General features: G+C 40.8%; 21 protein-coding genes. 13 read left to right on the forward strand and 8 right to left on the reverse strand.

All coding sequences use genetic code 11. The features are described 5' to 3' along the window. Window positions 1-3 precede the first annotated feature (3 nt). Window positions 4-615, reverse strand: a complete 612-nt coding sequence (locus IWX76_RS11095) for a fumarylacetoacetate hydrolase family protein (RefSeq protein ID WP_196859946.1) — start codon at window positions 613-615, stop codon at window positions 4-6. A 150-nt stretch (window positions 616-765) separates the two neighbouring features. Further along, complete coding sequence (locus tag IWX76_RS11100) at window positions 766-1,275, reverse strand: T9SS type A sorting domain-containing protein (protein WP_334641742.1); 510 nt, start codon at window positions 1,273-1,275, stop codon at window positions 766-768. 112 nt (window positions 1,276-1,387) lie between these two features. On the opposite strand from IWX76_RS11100, the gene IWX76_RS11105 reads away from it, so the two are divergent. Next, a complete protein-coding gene (locus IWX76_RS11105; protein ID WP_196859947.1) occupies window positions 1,388-3,340 on the forward strand; it encodes a KUP/HAK/KT family potassium transporter in 1,953 nt (650 codons plus the stop codon). 295 nt (window positions 3,341-3,635) lie between these two features. Here IWX76_RS11105 and IWX76_RS11110 read toward each other — a convergent pair whose 3' ends face one another. Both IWX76_RS11110 and IWX76_RS11115 read right to left on the reverse strand, forming a co-directional pair. Next, window positions 3,636-4,427, reverse strand: coding sequence for an anti-sigma factor (locus IWX76_RS11110; protein WP_196859948.1), 792 nt, complete (start codon window positions 4,425-4,427; stop codon window positions 3,636-3,638). After that, window positions 4,424-4,975: an RNA polymerase sigma factor gene (locus IWX76_RS11115; RefSeq protein ID WP_196859949.1), complete on the reverse strand. Its 552-nt coding sequence runs from the start codon at window positions 4,973-4,975 to the stop codon at window positions 4,424-4,426. The genes IWX76_RS11110 and IWX76_RS11115 overlap by 4 nt, the downstream gene beginning before the upstream one ends. Window positions 4,976-5,091: 116 nt before the next feature. Between IWX76_RS11115 and IWX76_RS11120 the strand changes: the two genes are divergently transcribed. The 4 genes from IWX76_RS11120 (at window position 5,092) to IWX76_RS11135 (ending at window position 7,801) form a co-directional block, all read left to right on the forward strand. Then, on the forward strand, window positions 5,092-5,766 hold the full coding sequence (locus tag IWX76_RS11120) for a ferritin-like domain-containing protein (RefSeq protein ID WP_334641743.1): 675 nt from the start codon (window positions 5,092-5,094) through the stop codon (window positions 5,764-5,766). A 10-nt stretch (window positions 5,767-5,776) separates the two neighbouring features. Continuing rightward, complete coding sequence (locus tag IWX76_RS11125) at window positions 5,777-6,604, forward strand: ferritin-like domain-containing protein (RefSeq protein WP_196859951.1); 828 nt, start codon at window positions 5,777-5,779, stop codon at window positions 6,602-6,604. A gap of 205 nt (window positions 6,605-6,809) precedes the next feature. Then, window positions 6,810-7,379, forward strand: a complete 570-nt coding sequence (locus tag IWX76_RS11130; protein ID WP_196859952.1) for a YdeI/OmpD-associated family protein — start codon at window positions 6,810-6,812, stop codon at window positions 7,377-7,379. 2 nt (window positions 7,380-7,381) lie between these two features. Continuing rightward, window positions 7,382-7,801 carry a DUF1801 domain-containing protein gene (locus IWX76_RS11135; protein ID WP_196859953.1) on the forward strand — a complete coding sequence of 140 codons (420 nt, stop codon included), beginning with the start codon at window positions 7,382-7,384 and terminating at the stop codon, window positions 7,799-7,801. A 13-nt stretch (window positions 7,802-7,814) separates the two neighbouring features. On the opposite strand, the gene IWX76_RS11140 is transcribed toward IWX76_RS11135, so the two are convergent. The 4 genes from IWX76_RS11140 to yihA are packed head-to-tail and all read right to left on the reverse strand — an operon-like array spanning window position 7,815 to window position 13,076. Then, complete coding sequence (locus IWX76_RS11140; RefSeq protein WP_196859954.1) at window positions 7,815-9,776, reverse strand: amino acid permease; 1,962 nt, start codon at window positions 9,774-9,776, stop codon at window positions 7,815-7,817. 50 nt (window positions 9,777-9,826) lie between these two features. After that, window positions 9,827-11,542 carry a M3 family oligoendopeptidase gene (locus IWX76_RS11145; RefSeq protein ID WP_196859955.1) on the reverse strand — a complete coding sequence of 572 codons (1,716 nt, stop codon included), beginning with the start codon at window positions 11,540-11,542 and terminating at the stop codon, window positions 9,827-9,829. 10 nt (window positions 11,543-11,552) lie between these two features. Continuing rightward, window positions 11,553-12,413, reverse strand: a complete 861-nt coding sequence (locus IWX76_RS11150) for a UbiA-like polyprenyltransferase (RefSeq protein ID WP_196859956.1) — start codon at window positions 12,411-12,413, stop codon at window positions 11,553-11,555. Between the two features lie 21 nt (window positions 12,414-12,434). Continuing rightward, window positions 12,435-13,076, reverse strand: a complete 642-nt coding sequence (gene yihA, locus IWX76_RS11155; protein ID WP_196859957.1) for a ribosome biogenesis GTP-binding protein YihA/YsxC — start codon at window positions 13,074-13,076, stop codon at window positions 12,435-12,437. Between the two features lie 53 nt (window positions 13,077-13,129). Here yihA and ubiE point away from each other — a divergent pair, with 53 nt between their 5' ends. The 8 genes from ubiE to IWX76_RS11195 all read left to right on the forward strand — a co-directional run bounded on the left by ubiE (window position 13,130) and on the right by IWX76_RS11195 (window position 19,081). After that, on the forward strand, window positions 13,130-13,861 hold the full coding sequence (ubiE, locus tag IWX76_RS11160; protein WP_196859958.1) for a bifunctional demethylmenaquinone methyltransferase/2-methoxy-6-polyprenyl-1,4-benzoquinol methylase UbiE: 732 nt from the start codon (window positions 13,130-13,132) through the stop codon (window positions 13,859-13,861). A 10-nt stretch (window positions 13,862-13,871) separates the two neighbouring features. Further along, window positions 13,872-14,615 (forward strand): type IX secretion/gliding motility protein PorT/SprT, encoded by a 744-nt coding sequence (gene porT, locus IWX76_RS11165; RefSeq protein ID WP_196859959.1) that lies wholly within the window; start codon window positions 13,872-13,874, stop codon window positions 14,613-14,615. 50 nt (window positions 14,616-14,665) lie between these two features. Then, window positions 14,666-15,424, forward strand: a complete 759-nt coding sequence (locus IWX76_RS11170; RefSeq protein ID WP_442952257.1) for an SDR family oxidoreductase — start codon at window positions 14,666-14,668, stop codon at window positions 15,422-15,424. A gap of 4 nt (window positions 15,425-15,428) precedes the next feature. Next, the gene (locus tag IWX76_RS11175) at window positions 15,429-15,875 is read left to right on the forward strand and encodes a GatB/YqeY domain-containing protein (RefSeq protein WP_196860069.1); all 447 of its coding nucleotides are present in this window, start codon (window positions 15,429-15,431) and stop codon (window positions 15,873-15,875) included. Between the two features lie 104 nt (window positions 15,876-15,979). Next, on the forward strand, window positions 15,980-16,744 hold the full coding sequence (locus IWX76_RS11180; RefSeq protein ID WP_196859961.1) for an alpha/beta fold hydrolase: 765 nt from the start codon (window positions 15,980-15,982) through the stop codon (window positions 16,742-16,744). Further along, the gene (locus IWX76_RS11185) at window positions 16,744-17,406 is read left to right on the forward strand and encodes a CBS domain-containing protein (protein WP_196859962.1); all 663 of its coding nucleotides are present in this window, start codon (window positions 16,744-16,746) and stop codon (window positions 17,404-17,406) included. Before IWX76_RS11180 ends, IWX76_RS11185 begins: the two co-directional genes overlap by 1 nt. Then, window positions 17,407-18,288: an NAD kinase gene (locus IWX76_RS11190; RefSeq protein ID WP_196859963.1), complete on the forward strand. Its 882-nt coding sequence runs from the start codon at window positions 17,407-17,409 to the stop codon at window positions 18,286-18,288. 1 nt (window position 18,289) lies between these two features. Continuing rightward, window positions 18,290-19,081 (forward strand): type IX secretion system protein PorG, encoded by a 792-nt coding sequence (locus tag IWX76_RS11195; RefSeq protein ID WP_196859964.1) that lies wholly within the window; start codon window positions 18,290-18,292, stop codon window positions 19,079-19,081. The last annotated feature ends 38 nt before the right edge of the window (window positions 19,082-19,119 follow it).

A 19,119-nucleotide genomic window follows, 5' to 3' on the forward strand; every position in this document is an offset into this window, starting at 1 on the left:
AATTTATTTTATTTGAAAGTCCATCATTTTCTCGCCTTCCAGCCAGGCTTCCAGGTGGTCGCCGGCTTTAACCTGGCCAACACCTTCCGGTGTTCCTGTAAAAATGAGGTCTCCTTTTTTAAGGGTTATATATTGTGATACAAAAGCAATTATTTTCTCAAACGAAAACAGCAGGTTTTTAGTGTTACCTATTTGTCGAGACTGCTGATTGATTTGTAGTTCAAAGTTTAATTGGTATAGGTCTTCAAACTTTGATTTTGGCACGAACAGACTAACCGGGGCCGAATTGTCAAATGATTTAGCCAGTTCCCAGGGTAAACCTTTTTCTTTATGGCGACTTTGAATATCACGTGCCGTAAAGTCGACACCCAAGCCGATTTCCTCGTAATAATTAGCAGCAAATTTCTCCTGTATGTGTTTACCTTCCTTACTCACTTTGAGTACCACTTCCAGCTCATAATGGATATCACTGGAAAAATCGGGCAGGTAAAAAGGTTTATTATCTTTCAGCACGGCCGTATCTGGTTTCATAAAAATTACGGGGCTGGTTGGGATGGGGTTGTTTAATTCTTCAGCGTGCGCAGCGTAGTTGCGGCCAATGGCAATAATTTTCATCTATGTTCTATTTGTTTTTATCGGTAATGAAGCTATTCTAGATTGCTTATAAAGCTACATAAACGTGCATTCCTAATTCTGAGGCATGCAAAAAGTAGCAGTGCCGATGAGGGTACGTTTTCGTAAAAGTAATAAAGAAAATGTTTAAAACTATAAAACAGAGATGCGTTTTACATTTGTTTCTCCCCCAGCAACGATGCGAAGGAAATAGATGCCACTGTTTAAGCGGTTGGGAATCATATAGTTCTTAGTGGATTCACCTGCGGGGAAACGTTCATTGGCTAAAGTGATCACTTCGTTTCCTAACAGATCCATGATTTTAATGGAAAGCAGGGCTTCACGTTCTAACTTTAAAGTGATGTTAATCTGATCATCAACAGGATTTGGAGATACCTTAATGACCGTTAAAATTTTATCAGATTTACTGAGGGTAGCTTTAGCCGGACTTACTAGAAAATTATTATAAGGGATAAAGCCTAACAATGGACGATAAGGCTGTATATTTGTTTTTATTTGCGGAGTTTTACTATCGCTTTTTGAAACATTCTGATAATATACACGATTTGAATTTTGGGCCAAAACATGAGCACTACCAAATACACCCATGCAGATGATGCATAGATAGGATAAGAAGAGCGTTATTTTGGATCGTTTCATCATTTGGCTTCGGGACAAAAATATAAATTATAAAACAAAGAAATCAAACATTTTGTTTAAAAGATGTTATTTAACAATATTTAACAAAAATTCTCAATCAATCACCATTTAGGACGTGTCAGACCATAAAAGTTTTAATAAGTTAACAGCCGGAGGCTTACTCATTAGTTTAGGAATAGTATATGGTGATATTGGTACCTCCCCCTTATACACACTTCGGGCAATTTTTAACACGGTAGCCCACTCAGGCCAGGCCGTTACGCCCTTAATTGTACTGGGGGCATTATCCTGTATCATCTGGACCCTTACTTTACAAACCACCATCAAATATGTGTTGATCACACTCAGAGCCGACAACAAAGGTGAAGGTGGTATCTTTTCCCTGTATTCGCTCGTGCGAAAAAAGGCCAAATGGCTCGTGGTGCCCGCCATTCTGGGTGGCTGCGCTATGCTCGCCGATGGGATCATCACACCCAGCATTACCGTAACCAGTGCCATAGAAGGGCTGCAGGTAAAATTTCCCTGGGTACAAGTCACGCCTATCGTCATCGGTATCATTGTGTTCCTTTTTGTAATACAACAATTTGGAACCAGTTTAGTTGGTAAATTATTCGGGCCAATTATGTTTTTTTGGTTCGGTATTTTAGGTGCCCTCGGCTTCTCCTATGTTTTGCAGGACCTTAGTATCTTAAAAGCTTTAAACCCTTATTACGCCTTTCATTTGCTGACTACCAACCCCGAAGCCCTGCTTATTTTAGGGGGTGTGTTTTTGTGTACCACAGGTGCCGAAGCACTTTATTCAGATATGGGACACTGCGGCAGGAAAAACATCAGGATCAGCTGGATTTTTGTTAAAACCATGTTAATCATCAACTACCTGGGACAAGGGGTATGGCTTTTAAAACACCCAAATTATAATGGCAGCTTAAATCCATTTTATGAAATCGTGCCCGAACCCTATTTGATTGCCATGGTTGCCCTGGCCACCATTGCGGCTATTATTGCCAGTCAGGCCATGATTACAGGATCTTTTACCCTCATCTCTGAGGCGGTACGCCTCAACTTATGGCCAAAAGTGCGTATCAATTACCCAAGTAATCAAAAAGGACAAATCTATGTGCCCTCTATTAACTGGTTGTTGTGTATAGGCTGTATTGGTATTGTACTCATCTTTAAAAAATCGGTAAATATGGAAGGGGCTTATGGTTTAGCCATCAACTTAACCTTCCTGGCAACTACCATTCTGGTGGCCGTTTACATGTGGACTAAAAGAGTTCCTAAATACGTTATTGCCATATTTGTTGCAGTTTACGGACTGTTGGAACTAGTCTTCCTTGCGGGAAACATGACCAAGTTCTTTCACGGTGGTTTTGTGACCCTGTTAATCGGCGCGGCTTTATTTAGTGTGATGTGGAGCTGGTATGTATCCAGGAAAATCAAAAACCGGTTTGTCAAATATGTGGAAATCGATGATTATTACTCCATCATTGAAGAGTTGAGCAAGGATGAATCTGTGCCTAAGTTCTCCTCCCAACTGGTGTACTTAACCAGTGCTAATTTTAAAACAGAGATTGAGTCTAAGATTATTTATTCCATCATCCAAAAGGAACCTAAACGTGCCGATATTTATTGGTTGGTTCATGTTGATGTGGTGGATGAACCGTTTACAAGCGATTATAAGGTTGAATTCCTTATTCCAGGGAAACTGATTCGTATCGACTTTAAACTTGGATTCCGGGTAGAGCAGAAAGTAAACCTGCTTTACAGAAAAGTGGTGGAGGAATTGGTTAAAAATGGTGAAGTTGACATTACCAGTCAGTATACATCCTTAAAGAAACATAAGATTGCCGGCGATTTCAGGTTTGTGCTCTTAGAAAAGCATTTGTCGAAATTCACTTCTCTGAGTCTATACGAACGTTCTATCTTGGAGTACTATTTTGTGCTAAATAAGTTTAGTCTTTCGCTGGAACGTGGTTTTGGCCTGGATTCCAGTTATGTGAATGTAGAAAAGGTTCCATTGATTTTTGTTACCCCCGACGATATCGAGTTAAATCGACTGCCGGTATAATAGGGTGCCTCATACTTAAAAGATCGGTGTAGATCTTCACAGCCTGTGTTACGTCGTGTAACACAGGCTTTTTTGTGTTCCCTCTTCAAGGGAACTAGTTTTGTATAGCCAGAACAGCAATAAAAGTTGATTTTGTCTTATACTACAATACGTTTACATAAAAAAATTTGTTACGACTAATTGTTTACATTTATTTTTTGTTCCTAAATGATGTTTACATTCTTGAAAAAAAACATGGGAATATGCCTGTAGGTGGTCTACAGGTTCAAAGAAAGGAAAAGAAGGTTTAAAGTGTTTAAGGTTTTCCCGCTACCACCATTTGACTGAGCGTAGGTTCGGTGCTACCGCCTTGTTTCTCAATGGTAATGGCATAAAGTTCAGCATTATCGATGTGTAGCATTTCCTGCAGTACACTGTCGCGTTGCTGATCAATCAGTCCTGCACTTACTGGTTTGCCTTTTACGATGCCCCAAAGTTGGTACTGCTGGTTTGAAGGGAGTTTTTCAAGGGTATTGGCATTGATAAATAGCTCGCCGCTGCTGCTGAGGAATAAATTAGCTTGTTGTTTTTCGTGGCCCGCCACACCAGCCAGGTTAATGTTTATGGTCTTTACAGATGCCATCATTTCAACCTGGTCACTAGCTTGTTTTACTCTTGCCTGAAAGTTTTTATTTTCGACTAAGATTTCAAGTTTTTCCTGTTCAAGAATGGATATTTCTTGCTCATATTTATTCATTTTGTAAATATGGTAAGGCACACCAGCTACAATTAAAAGGATAGCCGCTGCAGTGAAGTAAGGGAAAAGTTTAAAACGCTTATGTTGAACCGGGCTACTTTCTTCAAGCTGTGGATTAACGGCAGAAGATTGTTGGATGGCCGACCAGATTTGATCTTTTACAGGTGCAGGAGGAGTAATCGCATGAAGTTGCGCATACTTTTCCATGGTGCGTTCTGCTTCTTCCAAAGCCGCTTGCACCTCAGGATATTTTAAACATAGTTGTTCCAGGTCGCGAGCTTCTTCTTCTCCGGCTAACCCTAACAGATAGGTTTCCAATATTCCCGACGATATGTAATCCTGTATGTTCAACTTGTTTTTAATATTTTCTTTAGTTTAATCAGCGCGTTTCTTGCCCTGGTTTTCACTGTTCCTAATGGTATTGATAATTGGCTGGCAATTTCCTGTTGTGTAAAACCTTTAAAATAAGCTAAATCTACGATCAGTTTTTCATCCTTACCTAACTCTTCTATAACTTTTGCCAAACCTAAATGATCGACAGGTATATAGGAGAATTTGTTGTGTTCGGCAATGGGTGAATCTGTTGCCAGCCGATTGGTTAGCTTTTCTTTTTTGACCAGGCCCGATCGGGTAAAATCAATGGCCGTATTTCTAGTAATCTGCAACATCCAGGTGAAAAGTCGGCCTTTGGTGGCGTCGTATGATTCAATGTTTTTCCAGATTTTGATAAAAGACTCCTGCAATATGTCTACACTTTCTTCTCTTTCTCCAAGCACTTTAACCACAATGCTGTACAATGCTGCAGCATAATTATCATACAGGTAACTATAGGCACGCCTGTCCTTTGCCCTTAATAAAAGGACAAGTTCCAGCTCAGTATAGGTTTGTTTTTCCTGCAAAATGTAAGCGAATATAATTAATTAACTTAAATATTCAATTAATTGAAATCCAAACTTCATTTATGATCGTAACTACCTATATCAATCTACAAAAAACTCGATTAACAATGGAAAAAATGATGAAAGACACCGAGCATAGCGTTTTTAAAAGACGCTCCTTTTTAAGGTATGCCGGAGCCGGCGTTGCAGTGACTGCTTTAGCCATGGCTGGATGTAAAAAAGATGATGACGGACTACACGATAATGATGGAGTCTATTTTGGAAGAGGCGATATTGCTGTACTTAACTATGCTTATGCGTTGGAACAGCTTGAAGCTGCATTTTACACGCAGGTAATGGCATCGCCTTATAGTGGCATGTCAACACTGGAACAGGGCTACCTAACCGATATCCGCGACCATGAGATTGCACACCGTGAGTTTTTTAAGGCGGCGATTGCTGATAAGGCGATTACTTCCTTGGAGGTTGACTTTTCTTCGATTAACTTTTCAAGCAGAGACAGTGTGTTAGCAACAGCTAAAGCTTTTGAGGATTTAGGGGTTTCAGCCTATAATGGTGCAGGGCGTTTAATTGAGGATGTTAAATACCTTGCTTTAGCTGGAAAGATTGTATCTGTAGAAGCCAGGCATGCTGCCCTGATCCGCGATTTAATCAGTAATGGCTCTTTTGCCGACAATTCGGTGGTGGATGCCAATGGACTTGATACCTCCAGAAGTCCTGTTGCGGTGCTAAAAATCGCTTCTACTTATATTAAAACCAAAATTAACGTAAAAGATTTACCTACCTACTAAACTTACGAAAATGAATTTATTTAACATTATTGATAATATTGAATCGGTGGATCAGGAAATTCACGATCGTTTAAATCCTAGGCGGGCGGCATTAAAACAATTCCTTAATTTTGGAACCAAGGTAAGTGTTGCGGCAATGCCCTTTGCCCTGGGTAGTTTTTTTAATAAAGCTTATGGGCAGGCACCGAGTGATGTAAAAGGCATTCTGAATTTTGCACTCACGCTCGAATACCTGGAAGCTGAATTTTATACTATGGCCGTGGCTACTGCTGGTTTGATTCCTTCGGGTCCGGCTTTGACGGCTATAACTACTATACGTGATCATGAAAACCAGCATGTTGCTTTTCTAAAAACTGCCATTGGCGCAGGTGCGGTAGCTAAACCTACATTTGATTTTACTGCTGGTGGTACATTTGCTAACGTGTTCAGTAACTATGATACTTTCCTGGCCGTAGCACAGGCTTTTGAAGATACCGGTGTAAGGGCATATAAAGGTCAGGCTGGTGGATTAAAAGGCAATAAAGATGTGTTGACTGCCGCTTTAAATATTCACTCTGTTGAAGCACGCCATGCCGCACACTTGCGACAAATGCGACGTGCGAGAGGAGGAGGCGCTGCCAGCATGAAACCCTGGATTACTGGTGCGAATGACAGCGGAATTGGCGCTGTGGTTGATCCGATTTATGCAGGGGAGGATAATAAAACGCAAGGGGGTGTTGATATTACCCAACTGATGGGAGTGATGGGAAAAATTTCAACAAATGCGGCAACCGAAGCTTTTGATGAGCCCTTAACGGCAGAAGCAGTATTGGCTATTGTAAAACCATTTATAAAATAATACACACAATTACCTGGTCATGAACCCTGGAACCTATAAAGTTGGTTCCGGGGTTTTGACTTTAATAACGTTTGATGATCAGGCACCCGTAACTTAAAAGTAGGAGACGATATTCTTCTAAAGCAACAGAATATTGTTTAAATTTATGCTCGTCGGTTTCAGGTGGCAGGTGCCCCTGGATAAATCTCCGAGGGTATAATCACATATGAAAGAAACAGTACCAAAATTTGCCGAAGAATTGTCATTACTGAAGTCGATCATCTTAAAAAGTGGCCTCACTGAAACCATTAAATGGGGTACGGAAGTGTATACCCACCAGGGAAAGAATATTGTTGGCGTTGCCGGATTCAAGAATTTTGTTGCTTTATGGTTTTATAACGGCGTTTTTCTGAAAGATGTACACCAGGTCCTCCTGTGCTCGCAGGAAGGAAAAACCAAGGCCCTAAGGAAATGGCAATTCTATGTTAAAGAGCAGATTAATGAAAGTCTGATATTAGAATATGTGCGTGAAGCCATACAAAACGAAGAACAGGGGCGCATATGGAAACCACAGAAAGCGGAGCCTGCTCAGATTCCTGCATTATTATCGGCCGCTTTTGTGGAAGATCAAGCGCTGAAGGATGCTTTTGAGCTGCTTACGCCATATAAACAAAAAGACTACATCGAACACCTGGATACTGCGAAACGCGAAGACACCAAAAAGGCCAGGCTGGAAAAAATGATCCCGTTGATATTGCAAGGAGTTGGGCTACATGATAAATACAAGAAAAGTTAAACATGGCAACAAACAAAACAATGGAAACTTCGGCTTCGGTTGCCGAATTTATAGCGGCTGTAGAAAACGAACAACAGCGTAAGGATAGTGACGAGCTCATCAAAATGATGAAAACTGTTACGGCACAGGAGCCTAAAATGTGGGGACCAAGTATTATTGGTTTTGGAAGTTATCATTATAAATATGATAGCGGCCATGAAGGCGATGCCCCTTTAATAGGTTTTTCGCCGCGCAAAACAGCAATTTCGTTATACGTTTTTACCGGACTGGAAGAACACAAGCCTTTGCTGGAAGGAATGGGGAAATTTAAAATGGGGAAGGCTTGTATTTACGTTAAAAAACTACAAGACCTCCATGAAGATAAACTCATGGAGGTGATGAAGGAAACGATTACTTTCTTAACATCGAGATACGGCAGTTAAGTATTTGTGTTAATTATTTATAGTCTGGCTGATTGATGGCGTTCAGCTTGCTGTGTTTATAACCATACAGGAAATAGACGACCAGGCCAATTAATAACCAGATACCAAAGCCTACCCAGTTGGAAATGCCCAGTTCACACATCATGTATAAACAGCTCAGTAAACCTAGTACTGGAATCAGACTGAGGTTTTTGACCACACAATAATAACAAATTACCACACAAAGGATCAGGAATATCCACATGGGTATTTTATGTGCAAATAAGCTCCAGCCACTATCGTATTTCTTTTCTGCATCGACGGTGCTGTTATCGATGAATTTTTGGTAATCTGCTTCACTCAGGCTGCCTAAATAAGCTTCCGCATCTGGGTTAATCACTGTGCTATTGGCTAACTGCTGTTCTGCGGTGATTTGATTTTGCACTGCATTAAGTTCCGTATCATTTAAAGAAGTCAGGAAACTTACCGGGTCGTAGATTTTAGTGGTGTTAAAGACAAAGTTGGTACTTTCTGTTTTGTACTTCGTAAAGGCTAATACCAGTAAAATGACAAATAATAAAGGGATGATGTATTTTGAATTGGCATAAGGAATTTTAAATTTCCCACGTTGTATATCAGGTTTGTTTTGCAACACCAATACCCCAGTACACACCAATACAAAGGCAAACAGCGTGCCTATGGAACAAAGGTCCGTTACGATGGTCAGGTTCATAAACAAGGAAGGTACAGCTACTACAAAGCCCACCACAATAGTTGCAAAAGAAGGTGTTTTGTATTTTGGGTGAATTTTGGAGAAGGATTTAGGTAAAAGTCCGTCGCGGCTCATGCTCATCCAGATTCTCGGTTGTCCCATTTGGAAAACCAATAACACACTGGCCATGGCAAAAACAGCACTCACGGCAATAATACCACTCATCATTTTCAAATCTACCTGGTCGAATACAAAGGCCAGAGGGTCACCCACTGCCAATAAGCTATAGTTAACCATACCCGTTAATACCAGGGCAATACATACGTATAAAATGGTACAGATAATAATGGCCCACATCATGGCCCTTGGTAAATCACGTTGAGGGTCTTTACACTCTTCGGCCGTTGTAGAAATGGCATCGAAGCCGATATACGCAAAAAACACCGCAGAAACTCCTTTAAGCACGCCACTTACCCCGTTTGGTGCAAAAGGGTTCCAGTTATCGGTATCTACATAAAAAATCCCTACGGATAGGACCAGTAAAATAACAGCTAATTTAACGATGACCATGGCATTACTGGCATTTCTTGATTCTTTCATGCCGCGGTAAACCAGCCAGGTAATAAAAATAATAATGCCCAGGGCAGGAAGATCGGCCACCACATGAAAGTTACCTATCTTTGGTGCGGTGATCCATGCGTTATTGGCTATACGGGTAGCTTCGTCAAGGTTGGCAAAACTTTTTCCTGCATTGACCAGGGCTTCGGCATGTTTATGGCCATTAAAGGCGGTCAGGTAATCCATCGTCATCCAATCGGGTAAATGTATTCCGTTGATGTCTAATGCTGGAATCCGGATGGAGGAGAGCAGACCCGTAAAATAATCAGACCAGGAAATGGCTACCGTAATGTTACCGATGGCGTATTCCATGATGAGGGACCAGCCGATAATCCAGGCTACGAGTTCGCCGAAAGCCACATAAGAATAGGTGTAGGCACTTCCGGAAACGGGAACCATGGATGCAAATTCTGCATAGGCAAAAGCTGCAAAGCTACAGGCCAGAGCGGTGAAGATGAATAAAAATATGACTGCCGGACCACCGTCTGCACTTGCCTTACCAATGGTGCTAAAAATACCGGCGCCAATGATTGCAGCTATACCGAAAGCGGTTAAATCTCTAACACCAAGTGTTTTACTTAGCGAAGGGTGGTGGTCTCCATATCCTTTTTCTGCATCCGCAAGTATTTTGGAAATGGATTTTTTTCGGAATAGCTGTTGGAGCATATATAAGTTTTTTCAGTTAGTTTTATCAAACATAAAAAATTGTAGCCAAACTATGCGAGTTTGTCCAATTCGTTTTTTACAAAGGCAGCAAGCTCTTTAATGTAATCTACGCTAAAATCAAACTTAATTCCCGCAGTTTTATAAATTTCATTAATAGGTTTGGTGTAACCTAAAGCAAGCGCATCCAGGTATTGTTGCAAGGCTTGATCAGGGTTTTCTTTAAAGTTTTTCCAAATGGCAATGGCACCTAATTGTGCAATACCATATTCGATATAGTAGAAAGGCACTTCAAAAAGGTGCAGTTGTTTTTGCCAGATGTTGGCAAATTCAGCTTCCTGACCTTCCCAGTCAGAAAAACCTGCCCCAAAAGAAGTGTAAATCTGTTTAAACGCTTCTTCTCTATCGGCCGCATTATGGCCAATATTCGTGTATAACCAGTGTTGAAATTTGTCGATCACTGCTACCCACTGTAAGGTTTTCAACACATCAAACAACTGTTCTTTTTTAGCACGTATTAAATCTTCTTCGTTATCGAAATATAGGTGCCAGTGATCCATAGATAGGAGCTCCATACTCATGGAGGCCAATTCAGCCACTTCAGAGGGACAGTGTTTAAAATCGTTAAGTTCTAATTTAGCAGTTAAAAAGGTGTGTACCGCATGACCACCTTCGTGTACCATGGTGGTCAAATCCCTGAGTGAGTTTGCCGAGTTCATGAAAATAAAAGGTGCTCCGGTTTCAGCAAGGGGGTAATTGTAACCACCCGGGGCCTTGCCTTTACGACTTTCGACATCAAAAAGGTTATTTTCCTTCATAATGGCCAACATTTGCCCTAGTTTAGGATCAATGGCATTAAAACAAGCGATGCTTTTATCAATGAGTTCCTGACCGTTTTTAAAAGGTTTTAATGCTGGTTTGCCCGTAGTACTTACCTCCTGGTCCCATGGTTTTAGCAGTTCCAGTCCTAAAAGCTCGGCACGGATATCGGCTTGCTCTTTTAAGATAGGTACAATTTCTTTTTCCACCGCTTCATGGAATTCATAACAATCTTGTGGGGTATAGTCGAACCTGCCCATGGCCTGGAACATATAGTCGCGGTAATTTTCAAAACCTGCGTTTAAGGCAACCTCGTTTCTCATCACAATTAACTCATCAAAAAGGATGTTCAGGTTGTCTTTATCGACTAAACGGCGTTGTTGTATGGTTTCCCAAGCCTCCTGGCGAAGAGAGCGGTTAATGTCTTTTAAAAAGTTAGCCGCTTGCTCCAGTGTATATTCCTGCTCATTGATCACCACGCTCATCGCACCGGTAATGGATTGATAACGCTGTTGGGTAACCTGCAGTTTGGTAAATAACTCGATGTTTTCTTCGCGATAAATTTCCAGTTCTTTTCTAATGCCACGCAGGTAAACAAAGTATTTTTCCTGATCTAATTGATCGATATAGGCACTGGCAACCAGTTTTTGATTTAACTGGTTGTTGAAGGGTGCTGTTTTAGGATCTATTTCTGTCGCGAAATATTGGAAGTCTTTAACCAGCTGTTCATTTGCCGTATCACAGGTCATTTTTATATAGCGCCAGGCGAAATCTTCTTCCAGAGCTGACTCCAGTTCACTTTTATCTTTTAACCAGGTTTCCAAAGCGGCTACATCATCAATTTGACGCGCCAGCAATTCTTCGAATATTGGGGCCAGATTGTCCCATTTCATGTCCAGTTGTTGAGGAATATAATTCCTTTTCTTTTTAGGTATGGTTAAATCGATCATGGGTGTTGAGTTAAAAATGAGTTCTGAATAAAGCGTCTATTAAAAAACAAAGGGCAAAAACCACCGAGGCATAACCATTGGTGGTAGCAAAGGCTTTGTTAACCTTGCTAATGTCGTTAGGTTTTACCAACAAATGCTGGTAGGTAAGCATGCCGCAGAAAAAAGCGATACCCAGATAATAGATCCAGGTAAATGGAATAAAAAACAGGGTGGTGATGACACATAAAGCCGACAGTACATGCAGGAATACCGATAAATTTAAGGCACCTTTTGTGCCTAGTGCAGCAGGTATGGAATGTAGTTTTTCTTCTTTATCAAAACCCTCATCTTGCAGGGCGTAAATGATATCAAAACCACTTGACCAGAAAAATACAGCGAAAGAGTAAAGTACAGGAACAATACCAAATTGCCCGGTTACTGCAATATAGGCCCCAATGGGGGCAAGCGCCAGGCCAAGGCCCAGCACCATATGGCATAATGCGGTGAAACGTTTGGTGTAACTATAAAATAAGACAACGAACAAGGCTACTGGCGACAGGTATAAACACAGGTTGTTGATAAAGGCCGTTGTTGCCACAAACAATAGGCAGTTAATGACCACAAAGGTCAGGGCCGATGATGCGGATATTTTTCCAGCCGGAATATCCCGCATGCTCGTTCGCGGGTTTTTGGCGTCAATGTTCCGGTCCAGATAGCGGTTAAAGGCCATGGCGGCATTGCGAGCAAACACCATACATAGCACCACTAAAACCAACAGCAACCAGTTAAAAGGTTTATCGGTAGTGGTTACACCCAGAAAAAAGCCAATCATGGCAAAGGGCATGGCAAAGATGGAATGTGCAAAAAGTACGAGCGAAAAATATTTCTTCATTGATTTTTACTAGGAAGGTAATTAATACTCAGGGGTATCTTTTTCTTTCGGTGGCAGGATAGGCATCACGAAATCTTTATTTACATCGTCAATAAATTTCAATACCTCATCACGGCCCTGGCCTTTCTCAGCAGAACTTACGACATAAGGAGGGATTTCTTCAAACCAGCCTGCTAAAGCTTTTTTGAACATCGCCACATTTTGATCTGTTTTTACAGCCGATTGTTTGTCGGCCTTAGTAAAGATCAATGCAAAGGGAACCTGGCACTCGCCAAGCCAGCAGCAGAACTCAATATCGATCTTTTGAGGCTCCAGACGGCTATCTACTAATACGAATACGCATTGGAGACTTTCTCTTTTGGTGATGTAGTTACGAATAAATTTCTCCCATTTCTCGCGGCTGCTTTTAGATACCTTAGCATAACCATATCCTGGTAAATCGACGATATACCATTTCTCATTGATTAAAAAATGGTTGATTAACTGGGTTTTACCCGGTCTTTGAGATGTTTTAGCCAATCCATGCTGGTTAACCAACATGTTTATTAAAGAAGACTTTCCGACGTTGGAACGCCCGATAAACGCATATTCCGGCATATTTGCTACCGGTAGAGGGGCAAGCTTTGTATTGCTACAAATAAAAGTTGCTGATTTTATAATCATTTTGCAAAGGTAGAAAATTAGTTTTCAACAATACTTATCTTTGCGGCACAACCATGAATGAAAAAATAACACCATACCAATCGGCATCGGCTACTAAGAAAGAACAAGTAGCGGATATGTTTAATAATATTTCTAAAACTTACGATTTTCTTAACCATTTTCTTTCCTTAGGAATTGATATTATATGGCGTAAGAAGGCCATAGGGGAGCTTAAAGCCATGAAGCCACAGTCGATACTTGATGTGGCGACCGGTACAGGCGACTTTGCCTTTGAGGCGATAAAAATACTTCAGCCTACAAAAATAGTAGGGGTTGATATTTCTGCAGGCATGCTGGCCGAGGCGCAAAAAAAGATCGATGAGCGAAAGCTTGGCGGTGTTTTTACTGTAAAAATAGGGGATTCAGAGAAATTACAATTTAGTGATAACCAATTTGACGCTGTTACGGTAGCTTTTGGGGTACGTAACTATGAGAATTTGGAAAAAGGTCTGTCGGATATGTTCCGCGTACTGAAACCAAAAGGAAAAATCGTGATTTTGGAGTTCTCCAAGCCACAGAAATTTCCGGTTAAACAAGGGTATAACTTTTATTTTCAACATATTTTACCGGTTTTTGGAAAACTATTTTCTAAAGATTCCAGGGCTTATACTTATCTTCCAGAATCTGTAGCAGCTTTTCCTGATGGAACAGCTTTTACAGCATTAATGAACAAAGTAGGTTTTAAAACCACCAAGCATATTTCATTAACCTTTGGTATTTGTTCCATTTACACGGGTATTAAATAAACCTCTAAAAATGATAAAAAAACTGCTCCTCCTGGTATGTGTCATCTTTTTCGTAATATTTTCTGCAAAGGCACAAAACTGGGGCTGGGATCAGGAGGGGGAGGGCGTTAAATTTGCTTACACCCTGCAATACCATGCCTCGCAATACAAGGTGTTTAAGATGCAGGATTGGCAAATTCCGTTTTTTGACCAGCAGGGGCAGGTGACTACCGGATTAAATGGAATTACGGCGGAGGTTAACCCTGGATTTGGCGTGGGTTTGGCTTTGTTAACCAGTCTCCACAAACAGGTGGAACTTCGGCTAAGTCCGACTTTTGTGTTAAACGACCGCATGTTAACCTACCAGTATCAGCAATCAGGTGGTTTTGTACCTCCGGCTTATGAAATTAAAAAAATGGTGCGCGCGGCTGTGGTCGACTTGCCTTTGGCGGTTAAACTACAGTCAGATCGCCGCAAGAATTTTGCCATGTATGTTGTGGCTGGCAGCAAATATTCCATCAACCTAAACTCTTCAGGACAAGGGGAAGATGCAGAAAAAGTGGCCTTTGAAAAGTTGTTAAGGAATAAAAAAGCTTTCTTTTCTTATGAGGCTGGTTTAGGGATAGACATTCATTTTGAGCATTTTAAATTGTCGCCAGAAGTGAAATACGCGTCCTCTTTTGGGGATGTATTAAAACATGAAAATACGGCTTTCTCCAGGCCAATAGATAAATTAATGCTCCGTAACGTTACATTTAGTTTATATATACAGTAAAGTTAGCGGGTAAAAAATCTTATTTTTGCGAGATAATTTTGTAGCACATGATCTCAAAAATTGCGTTAATCACAGGAGCAACTTCCGGCATCGGTGAAGCATGCGCCAATCTCTTTGCACAGCAGGGATACCAGCTTATTCTTCTGGGAAGGCGTTCTGAACGACTGGAGAAACTCTCTACTACCTTAACCGCCACTCATGCTATTCAGGTGCTGCCACTTGTTGCAGATGTAAGGGATAAAGTCACCTTAACTGCTGTACTGGAAGGGATTCCAACCGAATGGAAGAAAGTTGATGTGTTGGTTAACAATGCCGGACTGAGTCAGGGCCTGGATCCTATTGATAAAGGAGATACGGACGATTGGGATACCATGATTGACACCAATGTTAAAGGACTGCTGTATGTGTCTAAAATTGTTTCTAACTGGATGATTCCTTTTCAAAGTGGGCATATTATTAACATTGGATCCATTGCCGGAAAAGAGGTTTACCCTAATGGAAATGTATATTGTGCCACTAAACATGCGGTCGATGCATTAAACAAAGGCATGCGTATTGATTTACTTCCGCACCATATCAAGGTGACCGCCATTAATCCAGGTATGGTAGAAACCGAGTTTTCGTTGGTTCGTTTTAAAGGCGATGAAGATCGTGCAAAGAAAGTTTACCAGGGACTATTGCCTTTAATGGCTGAAGATATAGCCGATGCGATTTGGTTTGTAGTAAGCCGTCCGGCACACGTAAATATTAATGACATGCTGATTATGCCAAGTGCACAAGCCACAGCAACAATTACCAATAAAAACTAAAATGATGATATCAAATACTATAGATCAGGAAATAAAGCAAGCGATGCTTGCAAAAAACCAAAGTAAATTAAGAGGTTTAAGAGCAATAAAAGCGGCTTTATTATTAGCGAAAACTGAAAAAGGCTCTGCTGATGAAATGACCGAAGATACGGAAATGAAGATTTTGCAGAAGCTGATTAAACAACGTAAGGAATCTGCAGATATTTATAACCAGCAAGGCCGCGCAGATCTTGCCGTGGTGGAGGAGGAAGAAATTGAAGTGATTTCGAACTTTTTACCTAAGCAATTGGAAAGAGCAGAAGTGGAAGCAATCATTGCGAAGATCGTTGCCGAAACGGGAGCAAGTTCGATGAAAGATATGGGTAAAGTTGTTGGCCTGGCCAATAAAGACCTTGCCGGTAAGGCCGATGGTAAACTCATTGCTGAGATCGTTAAATCGCAATTGGCATAAATTGTGCTGATAAGGTAAGTAGTTGTTATTTTGAAAAAAGTGCTGCTAAACTGCCTTAAATTAACTTATGTCTACTAACTTAGTAGCACATCCAAAAACATAAAATGAAATACGAAGTAATAGAAGATAATGGGTACAAATATATAGAGGCAGGCGAGGGTGAAACACTGGTATTACTTCATGGTTTAATGGGTGAGTTGAGCAATTGGGAAGCTACGATAGATTACTTTAAAGATCGCTATCGTGTTTTAGTGCCAATTTTACCAATATATGAATTGCCTTTATTAACATTAGGGGTGAAAAGTTTAGCGAAATATGTTCATCGGTTTTTAAAGTTTAAAAAACTGAATCAAGTGGTTTTAATAGGAAATTCACTGGGTGGACATGTTGGATTAGTATTAACAGCTGCACACCAGGAAAATGTAAAAGCGTTGGTGTTAACAGGCAGCTCTGGTTTATATGAGAATGCGTTTGGTGGGAGTTTCCCTAAACGTGGAAGTTATGAATACATAAAAGAAAAAACCGCAGATACCTTCTATGATCCGGCAACGGCCACTAAAGAATTGGTAGATGAAGTTTTTAAAACGGTTAATGAACGTAGCCGGGTAATTAGAATCTTAGCCATGGCGAAGTCTGCTATCCGCCACAACATGTCTAAAGACCTGAGCAGAATTACCATACCTGTATCCTTAATTTGGGGTAAACAGGATAAAGTAACCCCGCCGGATGTTGCGGAGGAATTTTATGAATTGCTACCCAACTCTGAATTGAACTGGGTAGATAAATGCGGGCATGCGCCGATGATGGAGCAGCCTGAGGTTTTTAACGAATACCTGAATAAATTTTTAAATAGAATTTTACTGAAATAATGTTTGCATCTGCTTTAATATCGAACACGATCCCTCCATTAAGGACCACTGACACGGTGCAGCGGGCCTTGGAGCGTCTGTCTGATTTTAAGCTTTCGCATTTGCCAATATTAGAAGATCAGCAATACCTGGGGTTGATTGCAGAAGATGAATTGATTGAAGTTCGTGATGGTAACCAGCTTTTGGGCGGGTTATCTTTAACCATTCTCAATTCTTTCGTTTATCCTGATTCACATGTTTACGATGTGATACGCTTGTTTAACCAATTGAACCTTTCTATAGTTCCAGTGTTGGATTATAAGAAAAACTACCTGGGCATTGTCTCCTCACATAGCCTTGTGGCTTATACAGCAGATCTTTTTGCCGTAAAAGATCCCGGAGGTATTATTGTTCTGGAAATAAGTAACCGCAACAATTCCTTGTCGCACATGGCGCAGATTGTGGAAGCAGACAATGCACAGATCTTATCATCCTATATACAGTCCTTTCCAGATTCCACTAAACTGGAAGTCACCTTGAAAATTAATAAAACGGAGTTATCTGGTATTATTGCTTCTTTTGAACGCTATGATTATCAGGTTAAAGCTGTTTTTAACAGTACCGCAACAGATCAGGGAACCGAAGACAGGTTTAATTCTTTTATGAATTACTTAAACGTATAAATGAAAATTGCAATTTACGGTAGGGAGTTTAATAACACCGTTTTGCCTTATGTTCAGGAAGTTTTTAATGTACTGGAACATTTTAAGGTTCAAACCATCATCTTCGAAAAGTACCATCAATTTATTAACGACAAGGTTAAATTACCTGCGGGCTATGTTACATTCAGTAACAATGTAGAATTGGTTGGCCAGGCAGATGTTTTACTTAGCCTGGGTGGCGATGGCACCTTGCTTGATACCTTATCATTGGTTCGGGATTCGGGCATACCTGTGATCGGAATTAATTTTGGGCGCCTGGGCTTTCTGGCCAGTGTTAAAAAAGAAGAAATTAAAGGGGCTATACAGGCCCTTTTGAATAACCAGTATACCCTGGATAGGCGCAGTTTGCTAAGCCTGAAATCAGAAAATAACTTATTTGGCGACGAAAATTTCGCTTTAAACGACATCACCATTCACCGTCGTGATAATTCGGCCATGATGATTATCCATGCGTATATGGATGATGAATTCGTAAATTCTTATTGGGCCGATGGTTTAATTATGGCCACCCCCACCGGGTCTACGGCCTATTCTTTAAGCTGCGGTGGACCAATTATTTTTCCAAGCTCTCAAAGTTTTGTCATCACTCCAGTCGCTCCGCATAACTTGAATGTTCGCCCCTTGATTATTCCCGACAATGTTTCCCTGACTTTTGAGGTGGAAGCCAGGAGTTCCAAGTTTCTGGTTTCCTGCGATTCGCGCACGGAAACGGTAGATCGTACGGTTAAAATCCACTTACGTAAAGCAAATTTCGGTGTAAATTTAATCCGTTTGAATAAGGAAAGTTATTTAACTACCTTAAGGAGCAAATTACTCTGGGGTATTGACACACGTAACTATTAGTATGAAATTAAGAAACGGACTGCTATTCTTGCTGGCGCTAACCGGACTGAACTTTATGGGTATGCCTGTTAGCCAGGCACAAAATCTGGAAATAGGCTTAACTGCCGGTGGCACAGCTTACATGGGAGATTTAAATCCTGACCATCCTTTTAAAATAAGTGGTGAAGCCGCAGGTGGTTTCGTCAAACTAAATCTGGATCCATACTGGTCACTAGGGATACATTATACTTATGGCCGTATTACTGCCGACGATGCAAAATCAAGTCAGGCAGATTTTCAACAGCGTAATTTAAAATTTTATACCCCGCTTCATGAAATAGCAGCAATTGTTGATTTTAATTTTATGGAATATTTTGCGGGTGGGGGCAGAAAAAGGTTTACGCCATATGTTTATGCCGGAATTGGAGGAGTACTTTTCAATCCTAAACGTAAAGTTGATGATGAGGTGTATTACTTAAGGTTATACCGGACAGAAGATCAATACTTTCCTTACCGGAATTACTCCTTTACCATTCCTTACGGTGCCGGTGTGAAATTTAAACTGAAGTCCAACCTTACCCTCCTGGCCAACATTGGCTACCGATCTACCTTTACCGACTATATGGACGATGTAAGTGGTGTATATCACGGCATCACTGATGGTAACCTCATGCGGGAGTATCTGGCTAACCCAGCCCTGGATAACCGTAGCTTTGGTGCACAACGAGGAGATTCTCGGAAGTCTGATACCTACATGTTTTCGCAGGTGGGCCTATCTTATACGTTTCCATGCAAAGACTGTTGGACCTTTTAGCATTGAATTGCATATAAATAAGTTATTAATCATAGAAA

Source organism: Pedobacter sp. CAN_A7 (assembly GCF_015752175.1).
Lineage (GTDB): Bacteria > Bacteroidota > Bacteroidia > Sphingobacteriales > Sphingobacteriaceae > Pedobacter.